Genomic DNA, 18404 nt, shown 5'->3' on the forward strand with positions numbered 1-18404 from the left:
CGCTCACGGGTCTTTCGCCCCCTAGAACGGGATGTCGTCGTCGGCGCCGCCGCCCGAGCCGACCACCGCGAACGGGTCGGCCGCCCCGGTGATCGACCGTAGCGTCTCCGAGGGCGCCCGGCCGGCCTCGGAGACGCGGGTGGCCCACGCCGGGAACGGGAACTCCAGGCAGAGCGGGACCGGGATGTCCGGCTGGTTGACGAACATCGTGCCCGGCTTGGCCAGGAGCGCCCGCTGCCGCTGGGCGGGTGGGAGGAAGCCGTACTCCGGGCGGGACGCCTCGGCCGGGTCGAGCCGGCCGACCACCCGGATCGCCGAGTTGGTGACGATCCGCCGCTCCACCTCGCTCGCCGTCTGCTGCGCCCCGATCAGGATCACCCCGAGCGAGCGGCCCCGCTCGGCGATGTCCAGCAGCACCTCCTTGATCGGAGAGGAGCCCTCCCGGGGGGCGTACTTGTTCAGCTCGTCGAGGACGACGAAGAGCAGCGGCTTGGCCGTGCCGGACTTCTCCTTGCGCTCGAACTCGCTCTTGAGCGTCACGCCGACCACGAAGCGCTGCGCCCGGTCGGGCAGGTTGTGCAGGTCGACGACGGTGACCTGGGCGCTCTCGGCGGTGTTGATCGAGTGCGGGCGGCGGGTGGCCAGGTCGCCCCGGATCAGCCGGCCCAGGTCCTTCTTGCTGCCGATCAGCCGCCGGGCGAACGCGTTGACCGTGCCCAGGCCGACCGCGCTGCCCGCCCAGTCGCTTCGGGTCTCGTCGTCGTTGAGCTGCTCGACGATGTGGTCGACCAGGTCGGTGTACGAGCCGAGCCGGACCCCGTCGACGCTCACCCCGCCGTCGGCGGGCTGGGCGTAGCGGGCCAGGTGGGCGGCGACCGAGTGGACGACCATCGTGTACTGCTGGCGCTCGTCGTCGGCGTCGGCGAAGACGTACGGCAGGAGGCGGTCGGCGCAGAACTCGCTCAGCGTCCAGTAGAAGCTGTCCACCCCGGTCAGCCGGCTGCTCACGTCCGGCGTGCCGGAGGAGTCGCCGGCCCGGGGCGGGGCGTAGACCCGCACGTCGGGGAAGGCGCCGGCGTCCAGCCCGAGCTTCGCGTAGCCGGCCCGGGTGGCGTCGTCGAGGCGGGTGTTGGGGTGGTCGAGGAACAGCAGGTCCTCGCCCTTGACGTTGAAGATCAGCGCCTTGGCGTTGACGGCGTCCCCGCCGAGCACGCCGGAGCGGAAGACCGAGTAGAGCAGGAAGGTGGCGAAGCTGGTCTTGGTGGCCACCCCGGAGATGCCGGAGATGGAGACGTGCGCGCCCCGACTGCCGTCGAGGAAGTCGGCGTTGAGGTAGACCGGCACCCCGTCGCGGCCCATCCCCATCGGGATCCGCCGCTCCATCCGGTCGAAGTGCAGCGCCCGGGCCCGCGCGTCGCCCTCGGCCCGGTGCACCACGGCCCCCGGCGTCGGCGGGACGTAGACCTCGGGGTCGACCCGGGTGGTGGTGATCTCGGCCGCCTCCTGCACCATCGCCGGCAGGGTGCCGTCGGCGATGGCGAAGACGTCGGAGTCGAACTGGGCGCCCTCGTGCCGCGCCCGCACCTGGGTCACCACCCCGGCGATGGTCACCGGCTCCCGGTCGGGCATCTCGCGCCGGGTCACCACCACGTCGTCGAGCTGGAGATAGCTGCCGGGGGCCACGGCCGTCCAGAACGTCAGCGGGGTGGCGTCGGCGGTGCCGAGCACCCGGCCGACCCCCTCGCCGGGGCCGTCGAACTCGTCGTCGGTCATCCACGCGCTCCGGTCGGCTGGTCGTCTCGGTGAAGGCCCACGGGGTGCATCCTGCCCGAGGGATGCGACAGGTTGCCACGCGACGCGGCGGACGCCACCCGCCGCGCCCGACATCATGGCGCAGCGCGCCCGTCCAGGCACGGACGGTGGCGAGCGAGCCGTCCGCCGCCGGGCTGGCCGCGGTACCTGCCGCTGCCAGTTGCGCTGTCCACGCGTCCACGCGTCGACTGTAGGGAGCAGGCAGGTGGGCCAGGGCCCCGTAGCGACATCCACCGTTATGGGAGTAAGCGTGGTAGCCGCGGCTTGATCGATGGATTGCGGCGAAACCCTGATCATGTTGTATGCCCTGGCCGTCGTGTTTGGGCGGGTGAGGTGGGGCAGCGGGCCGGCCGTCCGAGCGGCTGGGGTGTCGGGCGGGTAGTGCCACCTCGCCCCTTTGCTCTGCTGCCGTCACCGCAACACCAGCACTGCCGTGCAGCACCAGCGCCAGCGTTGCGCAGCCGTTTCGGGTCGGGTGCCGGCACTAGAGGTCGGCAGCATCGTCACGCTTCGCGAGCGTTGCGCCGGGGGCAGCAGAGCAAAGGGGGCGCTGCGGGGTTGCCCGCCGGACGGCGACGACGACGTCAGCGTCGGCGCTTCCGCCCCTTGGGGTGGGACTTCACGATCGTCTGCTGATTTTGGAGAACCCGGCCGGCGTGTCGTCTCACAAATCAGCAGACGATCACGCCACGACAGGCTGCCGTGCACCCCGACGCCACCGCGCACATCCTCGCCACCCAAGGGCGGCTGTGCCGATGACTTCGACACGGCCCTAGCCTGACCGGTTCATCGGAGGACTGAGAAGGGCCGCCCCCGATGGTGGGGGCCGCGTCGTCCGCGGGGCCGCTCGTCAGCCCTGTTCCTCTTCGTCCGCTGGCGGCCGGGGTGGATTTGGATAGAGGGGTACGAGTTGGATGCCAGGGGCGATGCGGTCGTCCGGCGGGAACTGTTCGTTCTCAAGGAGGGCATCCGGAAGATGAACTGCCCGACCGGGCCCACCCCCGCCCAGGGTGGCCGCCGACCCGTCAACCAGCGTCCCGGCTGAGGCATCACCCCTGCCGACACTGCGGACACCGCCGGGGCTACGCGCCGGGCTACGGGGCCGGGGCGGGCGCCCCGTCCCGGGCGTACCGGAGCATCAGCGTGCCGTCGGCGGCGGCCAGCACGTGCCGCAGCGGCAGTTCCCGGTGCGGGCCGGGGTCCCCGGCGGTGATCCGGCCCGGACCCGCCCCGGCGAGCAGCGGCGCGACGGTGAGGCAGACCTCGTCGACCAGGTCGGCTGCGGTGAGCGCCCCGAACAGGTGCGGCCCGCCCTCGCAGAGGAGTTGGCCGAGGCCCCGCTGGCGCAGCTCGGCGAGACCGGCAACCAGGTCCACCCGGTCGGTCCCGCAGCGCACCAGCTCGGCCACCTCGGCCAGGCCGGGGGGCGCCTCGGCGGCGGCATGGGTGAGCACGACCGGCCGCACCGGCGCGTCGGCGAACGCGGCCTGCGCCGGGTCCAGGTCCAGTGAGCCGGAGACCACGACCAGCGTCGGGTACTCGGCCAGCCCCTGCGCGCGACGCCAGGCCCGGCGCGGCCCGCTGAGCCGTACCGCGCCGTAGCCCTCGTGCCGCAGGGTGCCGGCGGCCACCAGCAGGCCGTCGCAGAGCATCCGCAGCAGGCCGAACACCCGCTTGTCCGGCTCGCCGGAGAGCCCGGCGGAGTAGCCGTCCACGGTGACCGCGCCGTCGACGCTGGTCACGAAGTTCACCCGCAGGCGGGGACCGGCGGCCCGGCCGTAGAGGGCGGTCAGCTCCGCGTCGTCGAGCGGCGACGGCGACGGGGCCGGCCACAGCCGGGAGATCGGGCTTGCGACGCTCATTCGCCGGGCGGACCGGTGACCGGAGGGGTGGGCTCGGGGGTGCGGTGCTGACAGTCGCACCATTTTCGGCCCGGACAGTCGTCGTGCCGCCGCTCCCGGCAGGCTCGGCAGATCATGCCGGCAGCCTATGCCGGGGAAGAGCGGGGCGGCGCAGGGCCCGGCAGGATCCGCCAACTGGCGGCCCGGCGTGGTGGGGGCGAAACACGGCGGTAACGATATGGGAACGCTCCCATAGACTCATTGACACCTCTCGGACTCGCCGGCAATCTCATGGGAGCGCTCCCGTCGTGTGTCGCGGATCTCTTTCGAGCACGCCGGGTGTCCTCCGCAGGCTCCGTCCTCGGCGGCGCGCGACTGCACAGCACCCCCACCACACGACACAGCCTCACCACTGAAAGAGGGGTCTCGGATGAGCGTCCCAATCCGTCGTCGGCGGCTCGCGGCCATCGCGCTCGCGTCCGTCGCGGTGATCGCCACCGTCTCCGCCTGCGGCGACGACTCGTCGGAAACGAGCAGCGGCGACGGCCCCGTCACCCTGGTCGTCGACGTCTTCGGCGACCAGGGCTTCGGCTACGACGAGCTCTACAAGCAGTACGAAGCGGAGCACCCGAACGTCAAGATCCAGGAGCGCGGCAAGGGCCTCGGCCTCGGTGACTACAACACCCGGCTGACCCAGCAGATCACCGCGGGCTCCGGCGCCGGCGACGTGGTCGCGCTCGAAGAGGGCACGATCGTGCAGTTCTACGCCCAGTCCGACAAGTTCGTGAACCTGGCCGACCACGGCGCGAACGACATCAAGGGCAACTTCCTGCCGTGGAAGTGGGAGCAGGGCACCACCCCGGACGGCAAGGTCCTCGGCCTCGGCACCGACGTCGGCTCGATGGCGCTGTGCTACCGCAGCGACCTGTTCAAGGCCGCCGGCCTGCCGACCGACCGCGAGCAGGTCGGCGCCCTCTGGCCGACCTGGGACGAGTTCATCGCCACCGGCCAGAAGTTCGCCGCCGCCGACAAGAAGCACAAGTTCGTCGACTCGGCGACCAACTTCTACAACGTCGTGCTGATGCAGACCGCCGGCTCCGGCTCCGGCTACACCTACTACGACAAGAGCAACAAGCTGGTCATCGGCGAGAACGCGGACGTCAGGACCGCGTACGACCTGACCACCAAGATGATCTCCGCCGGCCTGTCGAACAACCTTCAGTCGTTCTCGAACGAGTGGAACGCCGGCTTCAAGAACGGCACCTTCGCCACCATCGCCTGCCCCGCCTGGATGACCGGTGTCATCAAGGGCCAGGCCGGTGACGCGGCGGCCGGCAAGTGGGACGTCGCCAAGGCCCCGGGCAGCGGCGGCAACTGGGGCGGCTCCTTCCTGGCCGTGCCGAAGGCCAGCAAGCACGCCAAGGAGGCCGCCGCGCTGGCGAAGTTCCTGACCAGCGCCAAGGGCCAGACCGAGGCGTTCAAGAAGGTCGGCAACCTGCCCTCGTCGCCGCAGGCCCTGACCGACCCGGCCGTGGCCGACTCGACCAACGAGTACTTCAGCAAGGCCCCGGTCGGCAAGATCTTCGCCGCCGGTGCGACCGACCTGAAGCCGGTCTACCTCGGCCCGAAGAACAACGCGGTCCGCACGGCCGTGGAGAACACCCTGCGCGCCGTCGAGCAGGGCAAGTCCGCCGGCGAGCAGTGGGAGTCGGCGCTGAAGAACGGCGCGGCCGCCGGTAAGTGACCGGCTGAACCGACCGTGGGTGGCGTCGACAGTGCGACTGTCGGCGCCGCCCGCGGTGCCCGGTAAGCCCCGGCGCCGCCCGCGCGGCCGGCCGGTAAGCCCCCGGCGTCGCCCGCGCGACGGGTCGCGCCGACCGACGAGAAGGACCGTCGATGAGCCTGGACCTCCACACCGCAGCGCCCCCCGGCGGGGGTGGTGACCCCGCCCGCCGGGCCCGTGCCGCGCGCCGCCGCCTGGCCTCCCTCACCCGGCTGGACCTGAAGTACTCCCCGTACCTGTACGTCCTGCCGTTCTTCGCGATCTTCGTCGTCTTCAGCGCGTACCCGATCGGTTACACCGTCTGGATCGCGCTCACCGACCGGTCGCCGCTGAACGCCACGATCAGCTTCGTCGGCCTGGACAACTTCGTCGAGCTGTTGACCGAGGACCCGCAGTTCTGGAACGCGGTGGTCAACACGTTCGGCATGTTCGCGCTCTCCACCGTGCCGCAGCTGCTGCTGGCGCTGGTGCTGGCCAACGCGTTGAACCGGAAGCTGCGCGCGCAGACCTTCTTCCGGATGGCCATCGCGATGCCGATCATCACCTCCACCGCCGTGGTCGCGCTGATCTTCTCGATGCTCTACGCGAAGGAGTTCGGCCTGATCAACTGGCTGCTCGACCTGGTCGGCCTCGGCCCGATCGACTGGCGGGCGAACCGCCTCGCCTCCTGGTTCGCCATCTCGACCATGGTCGACTGGCGCTGGGTCGGCTACAACGCCCTGATCTACCTGGCCGCCATGCAGTCGATCAGCAAGGACATGTACGAGGCGGCGTCGCTGGACGGGGCGTCCCGCCGCCGGCAGTTCTGGTCGATCACCATTCCGCAGCTCCGCCCGACGATCATCTTCACGCTGATCATCTCGACCATCGGCGGGTTGCAGCTCTTCACCGAGCCGCTGCTGTTCACCAGTGGCTCCGGGGGCATCTCCGGCGGATCCGAGGGGCAGTTCCAGACCATCACCATGTACCTGCTCGACGTGATGAACACCCGGTTCCGCTGGGGGTACGCCGGCGCCGTGGCGCTCGTGCTGTTCCTGCTCATCGCGCTGGTGTCGCTGGTGAACTACCTGCTCGCCCGTCGCATCAGTTCCGACAAGTGAGGGTTGCGCCAGATGACGACCACGACGCTCCGCCCACCCGTACGCCCGACCCCGAAGGCGCCGCGCGACGCCCACAAGGCCGACCGGCTCTGGAAGGCCACCCCGCTGACCTGGGTCGGGCTGGTCCTCGGCGTGATCCTCTCCCTGTTCCCGTTCTACTGGATGATCGTCATCGCGTCCCGGACGAACGACGCGGCCAACTCCTGGCCGCCGCCGTTCCTGCCCGGCGGCAAGCTCGGCGAGAACATCCAGCGGGTGCTGGAGAACGGTGACGCCAACATCGTCAAGGGGCTGATGAACTCGTTCCTGGTCTCCGGGACGATCACCGTCGCCACGGTCTTCTTCGGCTCCCTGGCCGGCTTCGCGTTCGCCAAGCTGCGCTTCCGCGGCAAGAACGCGATGCTGCTGGTCATCCTCGCCTCGATGATGGTGCCGATCCAGCTCGGCGTGCTGCCGCTGTACATCCTGATGGCCAAGCTCGACTGGCTGAACACCATGCCGTCGGTCACCGTGCCGTTCCTCATCGGCGGCTTCGGCATCTTCATGATGCGCCAGTACGCCGAGCAGGCCGTTCCGAACGAGCTTATCGAGGCGGCCCGGGTGGACGGCTGCTCCACCTGGCGGGTCTACTGGCACGTCGTCGTCCCCGCGCTGCGGCCGGCGGCGGCCGTGCTCGGCCTGCTCACCTTCATGGAGCAGTGGAACCAGTTCTTCTGGCCGTTCGTGGTGCTCGCCGACCCGGCCAACCCGACCGTGCAGATCTCGCTGCGCAGCCTCAACACGGCGTACTTCGCCGACAACTCGCAGATCTTCGCAGGCACGTTGATCGCCACGCTCCCGCTGTTCATCGTGTTCGTCCTGTTCGGCCGCCAGATCATCGGCGGGATCATGGAAGGTGCCGTCAAGTCGTGAACGATCCGACCCGCCCGCCCGCCGTCGGCGTCCTCGACCACGGCCCGGCACCGTCCTTCCCGCCCGGTTTCCTGTGGGGCGCCGCGACCGCCGCGTACCAGATCGAGGGCGCGGCCACCGAGGGCGGACGCGCCCCGTCGATCTGGGACACGTTCAGCCACACCCAGGGGCGGACCGTCGGCGGCGACACCGGCGACGTGGCCTGCGACCACTACCACCGGATGCCCGACGACGTGCGCCTGATGGCCGAGCTGGGCCTGAAGTCGTACCGGTTCTCGGTGTCCTGGCCTCGGGTGCAGCCCGGCGGCTCGGGGGCGGCCAACCCCGAGGGGCTCGACTTCTACCGGCGGCTGGTCGACGAGCTGCTGGGCCACGGCATCGAGCCCTGGCTGACCCTCTACCACTGGGACCTGCCCCAGCCGCTGGAGGACGCCGGCGGCTGGCCGGCCCGGGACACCGCGGCCCGGTTCGCCGACTACGCGCGGCTCGTCGCGGACGCGCTCGGCGACCGGGTGCGCTACTGGACCACGCTCAACGAGCCGTGGTGCTCGGCGTTCCTCGGGTACGGCTCGGGCGTGCACGCGCCCGGGCGCACCGACGGGGCGGACGCGGTCCGGGCCGGGCACCACCTGATGCTCGGCCACGGCCTGGCCGTCCAGGCGCTGCGGGCGGCCCGCCCGGACGCCCAGCTCGGCATCACGGTGAACCTCTACCCGGTCGATCCCGCCAGCACCGCGCCCGCCGACGTGGACGCGGCCCGGCGGATCGACGGGCTGGCCAACCGGTTCTTCCTCGACCCGGTGCTGCGCGGTGCGTACCCCGAAGACCTCCGGGCGGACCTGGCGGCGGTCACCGACTTCGGGCACGTGCGCGACGGCGACCTGGAGACCATCTCGACCCCGCTCGACCTGGTCGGGATCAACTACTACAGCCGCCACGTGGTCGCCGCCGCCCCGGCCGAGGGGGAGCGGTCGCGGGACCACCCGCGGGCGCCGAGCTGCTGGCCGGGCAGCGAGGACGTCCGGTTCGTCACCCGGGGGTTCCCGGTTACCGACATGGACTGGGAGATCGACGCCCCCGGGCTGGTGGAGACCCTGGAGCGGGTGCACCGCGAGTACACCGGCCTGCCGCTCTACGTGACCGAGAACGGGTCGGCGTTCGTCGACGCGGTCATCGACGGTCAGGTGGACGACGTCGACCGATTGGCCTACTTCGACTCCCACCTGCGGGCGGCACACGCCGCGATCGACTCCGGGGTGCCCCTACGGGGCTACTTCGCCTGGTCGCTGTTGGATAATTTCGAGTGGGCCTGGGGGTACACCAAGCGCTTCGGCATGGTGTACGTGGACTACCGCAGCCAGACCCGCATCCCCAAGTCCAGCGCCAGGTGGTACGCCGAGGTGATCCGACGCAACGGTCTGGCCGCACAATAGGCGGGGGCCAGCCAGTGACGGGCGGACCCGGCGCACCCCCGACGGCGGGGCGCGCCGGGCCGCCCGATGTCGGAGGAGCAGAAATGACAACGCAGCGCACGCGGTCGCTCGGGCGTCCGACCCTGGACGCGGTCGCCGCCCGCGCCGGCGTCGGGCGCGGCACGGTCTCCCGGGTGGTGAACGGCTCTCCCCAGGTGAGCCCCGAGGCCCGGGCCGCGGTGCAGCAGGCCATCGCGGAGCTGGGGTACGTGCCCAACCGGGCGGCCCGGGCACTGGTCACCCAGCGGACCGACTCGGTGGCGCTGGTCGTCTCCGAGTCCGGTGACCGGGTCTTCACCGAGCCCTTCTTCGCCGGAATCGTCCGGGGGGTCAGCTCCGGCCTGCTGGAGACGCCCCTGCAGCTCTGGCTGGCCATGGTGCAGTCCCCGATCGAGCGGGAGCGGGTCGAGCACCACCTGACCAACCAGCACGTCGACGGCGTACTGCTGCTCTCCCTGCACGACGCCGACCCGCTGCCCACCCTGCTGGAGGAGCGCGACCTGCCGACCGTGCTCGGCGGTCGGCCGGCCCGGATGCTGCAACCGGGCGCGCAGCCGGCGTACTACGTCGACGTGGACAACGTCGGCGGCGCCCGGCACGCCGTGGAGTACCTCTTCGCCCGTGGGCGGCGGCGGATCGCCACCATCGCCGGCACCCAGGACATGGGCGCCGGCGTGGCCCGCCTGACCGGTTACCGGGAGGCGGTCCAGGCCACCGGGGCCGGGCTCAACCCCGACCTGATCTCGTACGGCGACTTCAGCGAGGGCAGCGGGGCGGCCTGCATGCGCCGCCTGCTGGAGGTCTGCCCCGACCTCGACGCGGTCTTCGTCGCCTCCGACCTGATGGCCTTCGGCGCGCTGCGGACGCTGCGCGAGGCCGGCCGGCGGGTGCCGGAGGACGTGGCGGTGATCGGCTTCGACGACGCACCGGTGGCCCGGCAGGCCGACCCGCCGCTGACCACGGTCTTCCAGCCGGTCGAGGAGATGGGCCGGCAGATGGCCCGCCTGCTGGTGGCCCGCATCCGCGGCGACGACCTGCCGGCCAACCACATCCTCCTCGACACCCACATGGTCCGCCGCGCCTCGGCCTGACCCCGCGCCCCGCCGCCCGCCGCCCCGGGCGTCGGGGTGTGCGGGTTCAGAGCCAGCGGCGAAGTTCGCGCTTGGCCAGGGACGAGCGGTGGACCTCGTCGGGGCCGTCGGCCAGGCGCAGGGTGCGAGCCTGGGCCCAGAGGGCGGCGAGCGGGGTGTCCTGGCTGACGCCCGCGCCGCCGTACCCCTGGATGGCCTTGTCGATAACCCACTCCGCCATCGCCGGGGTGGCGATCTTGATGGCCTGGATCTCGGTGTGCGCGCCCTTGTTGCCGACGGTGTCCATCAGCCAGGCGGTCTTGAGCACCAGCAGCCGGGCCTGCTCGATGCGAACCCGGGACTCGGCGATCCACTCCCGGACCACGCCCTGCTCGGCCAGCGGCCGGCCGAACGCGATCCGCTGGTTGGCCCGGCGGCACAGCAGCTCCAGAGCCCGCTCGGCCATGCCGATCAGCCGCATGCAGTGGTGGATGCGGCCGGGGCCGAGCCGGGCCTGGGCGATGGCGAAGCCGGTGCCCTCGGCCCCGACCAGGTTCTCCGCCGGCACCCGGACGCCCGTGAAGTCGATCTCCGCGTGCCCGCCGTGCGAGGCGTCGCTGTAGCCGAACACGGTCATCCCGCGCCGCACGGTCACCCCCGGGGTGTCCCGGGGCACCAGGATCATGCTCTGCTGGCGGTGCCGGTCGGCGTCGGGATCGGTCTTGCCCATCACGATGAAGATCTCGCAGCGCGGGTCCATCGCCCCGGACGACCACCACTTGCGGCCGTCGACCACGTACTCCTCGCCGTCACGGGTGATCCGGGTGGCGATGTTGGTGGCGTCGGAGGAGGCCACCTCCGGCTCGGTCATGCAGAACGCCGAGCGGATCTCGCCGTCGAGCAACGGCTTCAGCCAGCGCTCCCGCTGCGCCTCACAGCCGAACTCCGCCAGCAGCTCCATGTTGCCGGTGTCCGGGGCGGCGCAGTTGACCGCCTCCGGGGCCAGGTGCGGGCTGCGCCCGGTCAGCTCCGCCAGCGGCGCGTACTGGAGGTTGGTCAGCCCGGCGCCGTAGCGCGGGTCGGGGAGGAAGAGGTTCCACAGGTCGCGCCGGCGCGCCTCGGCCTTCAGCTCCTCCAGCACGGGCGACCGCGACCACGGGTCGCCGGCCGCCGCGACCTGCTCGGCGTGCACCGCCTCGGCCGGGTACACGCACTCGTCGAGGAACGCGGTCAGCCGCGCGCGCAGCTTCTCGGTGCGGGCGTCGAACTGGAAGTCCATCACTTCTCCCTGACTGCGCGCAGCCCGTGCTCGACCAGCGGCGCCACCAACTCGCCGATCCGGTCGAAGCCCCCGCCGAGCGTCTGCCCGAGGGTGTGCCGGTAGTGGATGCCCTCGCAGATCACCGCGAGCTTGAAGCAGCCCAGGGCGACGTGCCAGTGCAGCGGGCCGACGTCGACGTCGCTGCGGCCGGCGTACCGGTCGATCAGCTCGGCCCCCGAGGGGAAGCCGGCGCGCGGGCCGAGCCCGTCGGCGACCGGGTTGTCGACGGCCGCGTCGCTGTCGCCGAGCACGGTCCAGTACGTCAGCAGGAGCCCGAGGTCGGCCAGCGGGTCGCCGAGGGTGGCCATCTCCCAGTCCAGCACGGCCCGCACCGACACCGGGGCCCCGAGGGTGCCGTGCGCCTCCTCGGCGGAGTCGGTGCCGGTCGCGGCCCCGGAGGCGGCCGGGGCGGGTGCGTTCGCGCCGGTGCCGACGGTGGCGAGGAGGTTGTCCAACCGGTAGTCGCCGTGCACGATCCGGCCCGCGTTCGCGCCCTCGGGGACGGAGCCGGCGAGCGCGTCGCGCAGCTCGTCGACGCCCGGCAGCGGACGGCTGCGGGACTGGTCGAGCTGGCCGGCCCAGCGCCGGACCTGCCGACCCAGGAAGCCCTCGGGGCGGCCGAAGTCGGCCAGCCCGACCGCGGCGGGCTCGACCGTGTGCAGGGCGGCCAGGGTGTCCATCATCGCCGTGGCCAGGTCGCGCCGCTGCCCGTCGGTCAGCGGGTCGGTCTGCGACCGGCTGCGGAACACCTCCCCGTCGACCTTCTCCATCAGGTAGAAGGGCGCGCCGATCACGTCGGTGTCGGGGCAGAACAGCAGCGCCTCGGGGACCGGCACGGCGGTCGGGGCGAGCGCGGAGATGATCCGGTGTTCCCGGGCCATGTCGTGCGCGGTGGCCAGCACGTGCCCGAGCGGGGGCCGGCGCAGCACCACCTCGTGCCCGCCGGAGCGGAGCAGGTAGGTCAGGTTGGACTTGCCACCGGCGATCAGGTGGGCCCGCAACGGCGCGGCGGCCAGCTCGGGGCGACGCGCGCCCAAATACGCGGTGAGCCGGTCGAGGTCCAGCCCTCTCGGAGCACCCGCGCCGGCCCCGCTGCCCACGTGGGCGACGGCCGGATCAGTCATCCGAATAGTTGATGGCACCTCAGCCGTCCTGTCAAGGCGGGTTTTTCCCCGGGGACATGCCGCGGCAACAGGGGCGAAATGGTCAACCGGCAGGCTGGTTCCCAGCCTGCCGGCCGTCAGATGCCGGCCCGTCCAGCGGAGGGACGACCATGTTGCTGAGAGTTCGGGTGACCCTGCCGGACCGTCCCGGCACCCTCGGTCAGGTGGCCCGCACACTCGGGGTCTCCGGTGCCGACATCGTCCAGGTCGTCGTCCTGGAACGGCTCGGCGGGCGGGCGGTCGACGACTTCACCGTGGTCTGGCCGGGGGCGGCCCGGGTGGAGCGGCTGCTGGCCGGCCTCGCTGCCATCCCCGGGGTCCGGGTCGACGGCGTCTGGCGGGCGATCGGCGCGCCGACCACCACCGGGCAGGACGCCGAGCTGCTGGCCCAGGTCGCCGGCAACCCGGCCGACGGGCTGGCCACCCTGGTCGACGCCGTGCCCGGGCTGCTCGCGGCGGACTGGGCGGTGGCGGCGGTGGTCCCGCTGGACTGGGCGTCGCGCACGGGCGCGGCCGGCGGCGACGCCACCGTGGCGCACGCGAGCTGGCGGGCGCCCGTCCCGCCCGTGCTGCCCGAGGTCACCCCGCTGCGGGCCCGCGCGTTGACCAGCACCGACGGCACCCACTACGCGATCGCGCCGTTCGGCCGGGCCGGCCTGGTGCTCGTGGTGGCCCGGGACCAGACCGGGATGCTGACCCCCGCCGCGTTCCACTCCACCGAGGTGGACCGCCTCACCCAACTGGTCCGGGCCAGCGCGGTGATCCTCGGCGACCGGCTGGACCTGGTGGGTGCCCCGCCGGTGGTGGCCGGCGGTTGAGCGACCGGGCCCCGGTGCGGGGCCCTGGGTCATGCGGCGGTTCCCGGGTCTTCACCGCCGGGCAACGGAGCGGCAACAGCGGCCCGGCATCGTCGTGGACGGGGAAGGGAGACAATCATGGCGCTGTGGCGGATTCGAGCCACCGTGGACGACCGACCGGGTTACCTGTCGGTGCTCACGGCGAGCCTCGCGTTGCGCGGGGTCAACATCCTCACCGTGCAGGTGCACACCACCGAGGTGGGAGCGGTCGACGACTTCCTCGTCGACGCACCCGACTCGCTCGACGAGGCGGAGCTGGTCGCCGCCGTGGAACGGGGCCGGGGGCGGGACTGCTGGGTGGCGCGCAGTGAGGCGCGCGGCCTGGCCGACCAGCCCACCCGGGTGCTCGGCCTGGCCACCCGACTGGTCCGGGACCCGGACGCGACGGGGGAGGTGCTGCGCACCCTGCTCGGCGCCGACGAGGTCACCTGGCGACCCACCCCGGTCGGCGGCGGCATCACCGGCACCACGATGGCGCTGCCCGACCCGACCGGTGGGTCGTACGAGCTGAGCCGGGTCGCGCCGACCTTCACCCCGGCCGAGTACGCCCGGGCCCAGGCGCTCGCCGAACTCGCGGCGACCGCGGCCCGCCGGGCCGCCGACCGGGTCACCCTGGTCCTGCCCGACGGCGCCGAGCTGGTCGTCCGTCCGGCCGGCGCCGACGACCTGGCCGGCGTGCTGGAGCTGCACCGGCGCTGCTCGGCGCGGACCCGGCAGCGCCGGTACCTCGGCGGGGCGGCACTTCCCGCGCCGGCCCGGCTGCGCCGGCTGCTGGAGCCGACCCAGGGCCTGACCCTCGTCGCGACCACGACCGGCTCCGGCGGGGCGGCGGAGTCGGTCGTCGCGATGGCGAACCTGCTCGCCGAGGGGGACGAGGCCGAGGTGGCGCTGCTGGTCAGCGACGAGTGGCAGCGGCGGGGGCTCGGCACGGCCCTGCTGCGCCGGCTGGTGGGCCACGCCGAGCGGGCCGGTCTCGCGGCCCTGCACCTGCACGTCCAGGCGGAGAACGCGCCGATGCTGCGCACGCTGACCCGGCTCGCCCGCCCGACGGCAACGGAGCGGGACGGCTCGTTGGTCACCGTCACGGTGCCGCTCGTCGCCGCCAGGGTGCCCGGGGCGGTGCCGGCCCAGGGCCGGTAGGCGGGGCGCCCGTTGCGCCGGCAACGGCCGGGCCGTCCGGCTACGCCGAGCGGGGCCGGCCCGAGACGCAGAAGCGGTTGCCCTCGGTGTCGGCGAGCACGACGTACGGCGAGGCTCCCGGTTCGAGCTGCGTCGGGTAGTGCGGCCAGTCGACCCGCCGGGCGCCGAGCCCGACGAGGCGTTCCACCTCGCCGTCGAGATCCCGGCCGCCAGCGGTCAGGTCCAGGTGGACGCGCGGGAACTCCTCGACCCGGCTCTCGCTGAGGTCCATCGCGAGCGCCGGGCCGGGAACGCCGGGCGGCGGCGCGAGCACGATCCACTCGTCGCCCGGATAGCGCGGCGGTCGCCGCGCGTAGCCCAGGGCGGCGGCCCAGAACCGGGCCGCCCGCTCACAGTCGGACACTCCTACCGAGACCTGCGAGATCATCGCCATCGGGCGATGGTATCGGCGGCGCGGCGGCGGGAGGGGCCCGCCGACGGGCGGCGGGCCCCTGCGCGCCCCGCCCGTCACGCTGGCGCTCGTCGCCGCCACGGGTCCGCCAGTGGTGTCGGCCCGGGGCCGGTAGCCCGTGACCGGCCCGACGGGCGGCCGTGACCGTGCTCAGGGGGCGGGGTAGCTGCGGTACTCGCGCGAGCGCGGCCGGTTGAGGCCTGCTCCGCTGTGGAGTGCATGGGGTGTTCGTCGGCGTGGGGTCTATCCGTCATGCGGGCGAAGGGCCGGGTGTCGGCGCATGATGACCCGCCACTTGTTCGATGGCAGGTCGTCACGGAACGAGGCGAGCCCGGTGCAGTACTTGGATATCCGGCAGGGGCGATGCCCGAGGGCCCACAGTTGGCGGTCGGCTACTGCGGCGGAGCCTGCGGCTTTGGTCTCGATGATCGAAACCCCCGTGAGATTCAGTCGCGTGTCGTCGCGCAGCGCCCATGTCACGTCGGTGTCGACGGTGATCCGGCTGTTCGAGTCGGGCAGATAGAGCGTGCTGCGGCGATAGCTGGTCCTGAGGGTCGGGCAGAACGCGTCGTAGCGCGCGTCTTTGATGCCCGCCTTGCGCAGCACCTCAGCGACGAAGGAGCGGTCCTCGCCTGTCAGCTCGTCCGAGACGGTGGCACCGTACGGCAGTCGTTGCTTCACCGTGTTGCCACGGATGCCGCAGGTCTTCACCTCGAGGTAGGAGACGCCGGAGTCCAGGTAGACGCGTCGTCGGACCTTGAACCGTCTCCGTCGTCCTTGCGTAGCCAGAAGATAGGTGGTCAGCTCCGGGGTGTCGTAGTAGAGCGACTCGTACCCGAAGCAGCGTTGCTTGTCGATTTCAAGGATGCGAGCCGTACGAGCCAGCCCGGCAAGGAACACCCCGGCCGATGCCAGGGGTAGCACGTACTTGCGGTCGACCCGCGTCTGCAGCGTCGCTCGGCAGAGGAGTTCTTCGAGGTCGATCGGGTGGAGCGTGGCAAGCGCAGGGAACGCGGTGGCTGCGTCGATGCCGCTCACGGTCGAGCACCACGCAGCGCGCCGGGCATGGTGGCAGCCACCTTGTCGTGGTCGCCAATCGCGGCCCGCTGGCCCTTGGCCACCGTGAACCGTACGTCGACCAGGGTGGTGTCGTTGACGAGGTCGACGCGTTGGACGGTTACTTTTCGCACGGTAGCGCCGAGCAGGCTTTCGAGGTGCCGAATGAGTGTCGGTTCATCGGTGAACGCCGAGTCGAGCATCATCGTCTGCTGGCGGTGGCGACGGAGCAGCTTCGGGTGCCCGGCAAGGTACATGACGGCGATGACCAGGCCCATAAGCACGAAGGCCAACGTGCCGACCTCCGCACCCAGTCCGCCGAGCAGACCCAGCGCCAACGCGGAGAAGTAGTAGGCCACCTCCTCCTGGTCCAGTTCGGCAGAGCGAAGCCGGATGATGGACAGCACGCCAAAGAGTCCCAGCCCCAGGCCGGCACCTACGGTGCTGGTCGCCAGCGAGGCGGCGACAGCGAGCACTCCGACGTTGACCCCCAGGTACGCGACTACCAGGTCGCGACGACGGTGCCGGGGAAGGTAGACGCCGAAGGTCAGTAGCCCAATCGCTATGAGGTCAGCTGCGTAGAACAGAACTGGCGGCATGGGGATCCTCTTAGGGGTCTGACCGGCATGCGTCTGATGTCAGGCTGGGGTGCACGTATGGTCATGTTTTGCTCTCTCTGCGTGCATAGCATGGGGTCTGCTGTGCCTACTTGTCCACGGCCTGCGGCCCGAGGGTCGGAAATGAGGCTGTTGGAGCAGATCAGCGTCCCGCGACCAGGGGCGGATTCCGGATGCCGTGCCCGGTCAACGTCCAGAGACGAGGCACTAGGCGTTCGGCGGTAGTGCCGTCCAGTCGGGGAAGTTGCCGTAGAGGCGGTTCTCGCCGCCGACCGTGACGGCCTGCACCAACAGGTCGCCGCCGACGAAGGCGCCCTTCCAGGAGGCGCCCCGGCCGCCGAACGGCTCGTCCCGGTCGCCGCGCGAGCGCGGCCTGTTGATGCCGACCTTGAACGCCTGGAGGTCGAGCGCGAGCTTGCCGGCCAGCTCCTCGTCGTCGCAGGCGAGGCTGGCGACCAGCGCGCCGTTGGAGGCGTTCATCGCGGCCAGCAACTCGTCGGTGGTGTCCACCACCACGATCGTGTCGACCGGCCCGAACGGCTCGGCGTGCATCAGCCGGGACCGGCCGGGCGGGGCGAGCAGCACCGACGGGGCCACGTACGCCGAGGTGTCCTGGCCGTCGAGGAGCGGAGCCCCGGTCAGCTTGCCCCGGTGCAGCGGGACCGCGCCGCCGCGGACCGCCTCGTCGACCTTGCGCCGCAGCTCGTCGGCCTTGGCCCCGCTGATCAGCGGGCCGAAGTCCAGCTCGGGCAGCGGGTCGCCGGCCCGCCAGTTCTCGTCCACCGCGAGTGGATGGCCGAATCGGATCGAGCGAACCACCGGCAGGTACATGTCGAGGAACTCGTCGACCAGGTCGCGCTGGACCACGAACCGGGGGTACGCGGTGCACCGCTGCTTGCCGTACTCGAAGCCCTTCCTCAGGTGCCCGGCGAGCAGGTCCCACTGGGAGAAGCCCCAGATGCCCCAGGCGTTGAGGCCCTCCTGCTCGATGAAGTGCCGCTTGTCGGAGTCGAGCAGCGCGGCAGCGACCTTTCCGCCGTTGGACCGCCCGCCGACGAATGCGACGGCGCCGATCTCCGGGGCGCGCACCAGCACCTCGGACAGCTCCTCGCCGCCGCCGGAGAGCAGGGTGGCGGGGAGCCCGGCGCGGTGCATCAGCGCGTGCGCGACGGTGAGGCAGACGGCGCCGCCCTGGGACGGGGTCTTCGCGATCACCGCGTTCCCGGCGAGCAGCTGCACCAGCTCGGCGTGCACCAGCACGCTCATCGGGTAGTTCCAGCTCGCGATGTTGCTGACCGGGCCGGGCAGCGGCTCCCGACCGTCGGCCAGCATCCGGTCGATCTCACCGACGTACCAGCGGACGCCGTCGAGGGCCCGGTCCACGTCGGCGCAGGCCAGCCGCCACGGCTTGCCGATCTCCCAGACCAGCAGCAGGGCGAGCAGGTCGCGGTGGGCGGTGAGGGCGTCCAGGGCCTCGGAGACCCGGGCCTTCCGCTCGGCGAGGGGGGTCCGCGCCCAGTCGCGGTGTGCGTGGGCGGCGAAGGCGACCGCGGCGTGGGCGGCGTCGGCGTCCAGCCGGGGCAGGTTGACCAGGACCGTGTTGTCGACCGGGGTGCGCACGGGGTGTGGTACGCCGCCAGCCCGCCAGTCGCCCTCGACGAGGTTGCGCAGGGTGGTCGCGCCGTCCGCCTCGGGCCCGAAGGCCTCGGGTGTGGCGGCCACCGCGCGGGCGAGGGTCTCGGCCCAGGCGGTGCCGTCGGCGAGTCGTAGAGCCATCGGATCTCCTCAGGGTTAACCGGGGAGCGGCGG

At 72.2% G+C, this 18404-nt stretch carries 15 protein-coding genes; 7 read left to right on the top strand and 8 right to left on the bottom strand.

The window, feature by feature from the left end:
* Window positions 1–21: 21 nt before the first annotated feature.
* The gene (locus tag ACQPZO_RS08650) at window positions 22–1773 is read right to left on the bottom strand and encodes an ATP-binding protein (protein ID WP_433348613.1); all 1752 of its coding nucleotides are present in this window, start codon (window positions 1771–1773) and stop codon (window positions 22–24) included.
* Window positions 1774–2906: 1133 nt separating this feature from the next.
* Complete coding sequence (locus tag ACQPZO_RS08655; protein WP_433348615.1) at window positions 2907–3674, bottom strand: pyrimidine reductase family protein; 768 nt, start codon at window positions 3672–3674, stop codon at window positions 2907–2909.
* Between the two features lie 409 nt (window positions 3675–4083).
* Between ACQPZO_RS08655 and ACQPZO_RS08660 the strand changes: the two genes are divergently transcribed.
* The 5 genes from ACQPZO_RS08660 to ACQPZO_RS08680 all read left to right on the top strand — a co-directional run bounded on the left by ACQPZO_RS08660 (window position 4084) and on the right by ACQPZO_RS08680 (window position 10011).
* Window positions 4084–5397: an ABC transporter substrate-binding protein gene (locus ACQPZO_RS08660; protein WP_433348617.1), complete on the top strand. Its 1314-nt coding sequence runs from the start codon at window positions 4084–4086 to the stop codon at window positions 5395–5397.
* A 152-nt stretch (window positions 5398–5549) separates the two neighbouring features.
* The gene (locus ACQPZO_RS08665; RefSeq protein WP_433348619.1) at window positions 5550–6536 is read left to right on the top strand and encodes a carbohydrate ABC transporter permease; all 987 of its coding nucleotides are present in this window, start codon (window positions 5550–5552) and stop codon (window positions 6534–6536) included.
* 12 nt (window positions 6537–6548) lie between these two features.
* Window positions 6549–7448: a carbohydrate ABC transporter permease gene (locus ACQPZO_RS08670; RefSeq protein ID WP_433348621.1), complete on the top strand. Its 900-nt coding sequence runs from the start codon at window positions 6549–6551 to the stop codon at window positions 7446–7448.
* Window positions 7445–8881 (top strand): GH1 family beta-glucosidase, encoded by a 1437-nt coding sequence (locus tag ACQPZO_RS08675; RefSeq protein ID WP_433348623.1) that lies wholly within the window; start codon window positions 7445–7447, stop codon window positions 8879–8881. The genes ACQPZO_RS08670 and ACQPZO_RS08675 overlap by 4 nt, the downstream gene beginning before the upstream one ends.
* Window positions 8882–8964: 83 nt before the next feature.
* Entirely contained in the window at window positions 8965–10011 is a 1047-nt protein-coding gene (locus ACQPZO_RS08680) for a LacI family DNA-binding transcriptional regulator (RefSeq protein WP_405112072.1), read from the top strand.
* Between the two features lie 46 nt (window positions 10012–10057).
* Here ACQPZO_RS08680 and ACQPZO_RS08685 read toward each other — a convergent pair whose 3' ends face one another.
* Together ACQPZO_RS08685 and ACQPZO_RS08690 are read right to left on the bottom strand one after the other, a co-directional pair.
* The gene (locus tag ACQPZO_RS08685; protein ID WP_433348625.1) at window positions 10058–11269 is read right to left on the bottom strand and encodes an acyl-CoA dehydrogenase family protein; all 1212 of its coding nucleotides are present in this window, start codon (window positions 11267–11269) and stop codon (window positions 10058–10060) included.
* The gene (locus ACQPZO_RS08690; protein ID WP_433348627.1) at window positions 11269–12435 is read right to left on the bottom strand and encodes a phosphotransferase family protein; all 1167 of its coding nucleotides are present in this window, start codon (window positions 12433–12435) and stop codon (window positions 11269–11271) included. Before ACQPZO_RS08690 ends, ACQPZO_RS08685 begins: the two co-directional genes overlap by 1 nt.
* A gap of 149 nt (window positions 12436–12584) precedes the next feature.
* On the opposite strand from ACQPZO_RS08690, the gene ACQPZO_RS08695 reads away from it, so the two are divergent.
* Window positions 12585–13292 carry an amino acid-binding protein gene (locus ACQPZO_RS08695; RefSeq protein ID WP_433348629.1) on the top strand — a complete coding sequence of 236 codons (708 nt, stop codon included), beginning with the start codon at window positions 12585–12587 and terminating at the stop codon, window positions 13290–13292.
* A 117-nt stretch (window positions 13293–13409) separates the two neighbouring features.
* Window positions 13410–14471 carry a GNAT family N-acetyltransferase gene (locus tag ACQPZO_RS08700; RefSeq protein WP_433348631.1) on the top strand — a complete coding sequence of 354 codons (1062 nt, stop codon included), beginning with the start codon at window positions 13410–13412 and terminating at the stop codon, window positions 14469–14471.
* Window positions 14472–14511: 40 nt separating this feature from the next.
* Here the strand turns inward: ACQPZO_RS08700 and ACQPZO_RS08705 are convergent, their stop codons facing one another.
* From ACQPZO_RS08705 to ACQPZO_RS08720, 4 genes are all read right to left on the bottom strand, one after another.
* A complete protein-coding gene (locus ACQPZO_RS08705; RefSeq protein WP_433348633.1) occupies window positions 14512–14904 on the bottom strand; it encodes a VOC family protein in 393 nt (130 codons plus the stop codon).
* 261 nt (window positions 14905–15165) lie between these two features.
* Window positions 15166–15960: a polyphosphate polymerase domain-containing protein gene (locus ACQPZO_RS08710; protein ID WP_433348635.1), complete on the bottom strand. Its 795-nt coding sequence runs from the start codon at window positions 15958–15960 to the stop codon at window positions 15166–15168.
* Window positions 15957–16577, bottom strand: a complete 621-nt coding sequence (locus ACQPZO_RS08715; RefSeq protein ID WP_433348636.1) for a DUF4956 domain-containing protein — start codon at window positions 16575–16577, stop codon at window positions 15957–15959. The genes ACQPZO_RS08710 and ACQPZO_RS08715 overlap by 4 nt, the downstream gene beginning before the upstream one ends.
* A 225-nt stretch (window positions 16578–16802) precedes the next feature.
* On the bottom strand, window positions 16803–18371 hold the full coding sequence (locus tag ACQPZO_RS08720) for an aldehyde dehydrogenase family protein (RefSeq protein WP_433348638.1): 1569 nt from the start codon (window positions 18369–18371) through the stop codon (window positions 16803–16805).
* Window positions 18372–18404 lie beyond the last annotated feature (33 nt).

It is taken from the genome of Micromonospora sp. CA-111912, from assembly GCF_050948415.1.
GTDB lineage: Bacteria > Actinomycetota > Actinomycetes > Mycobacteriales > Micromonosporaceae > Micromonospora.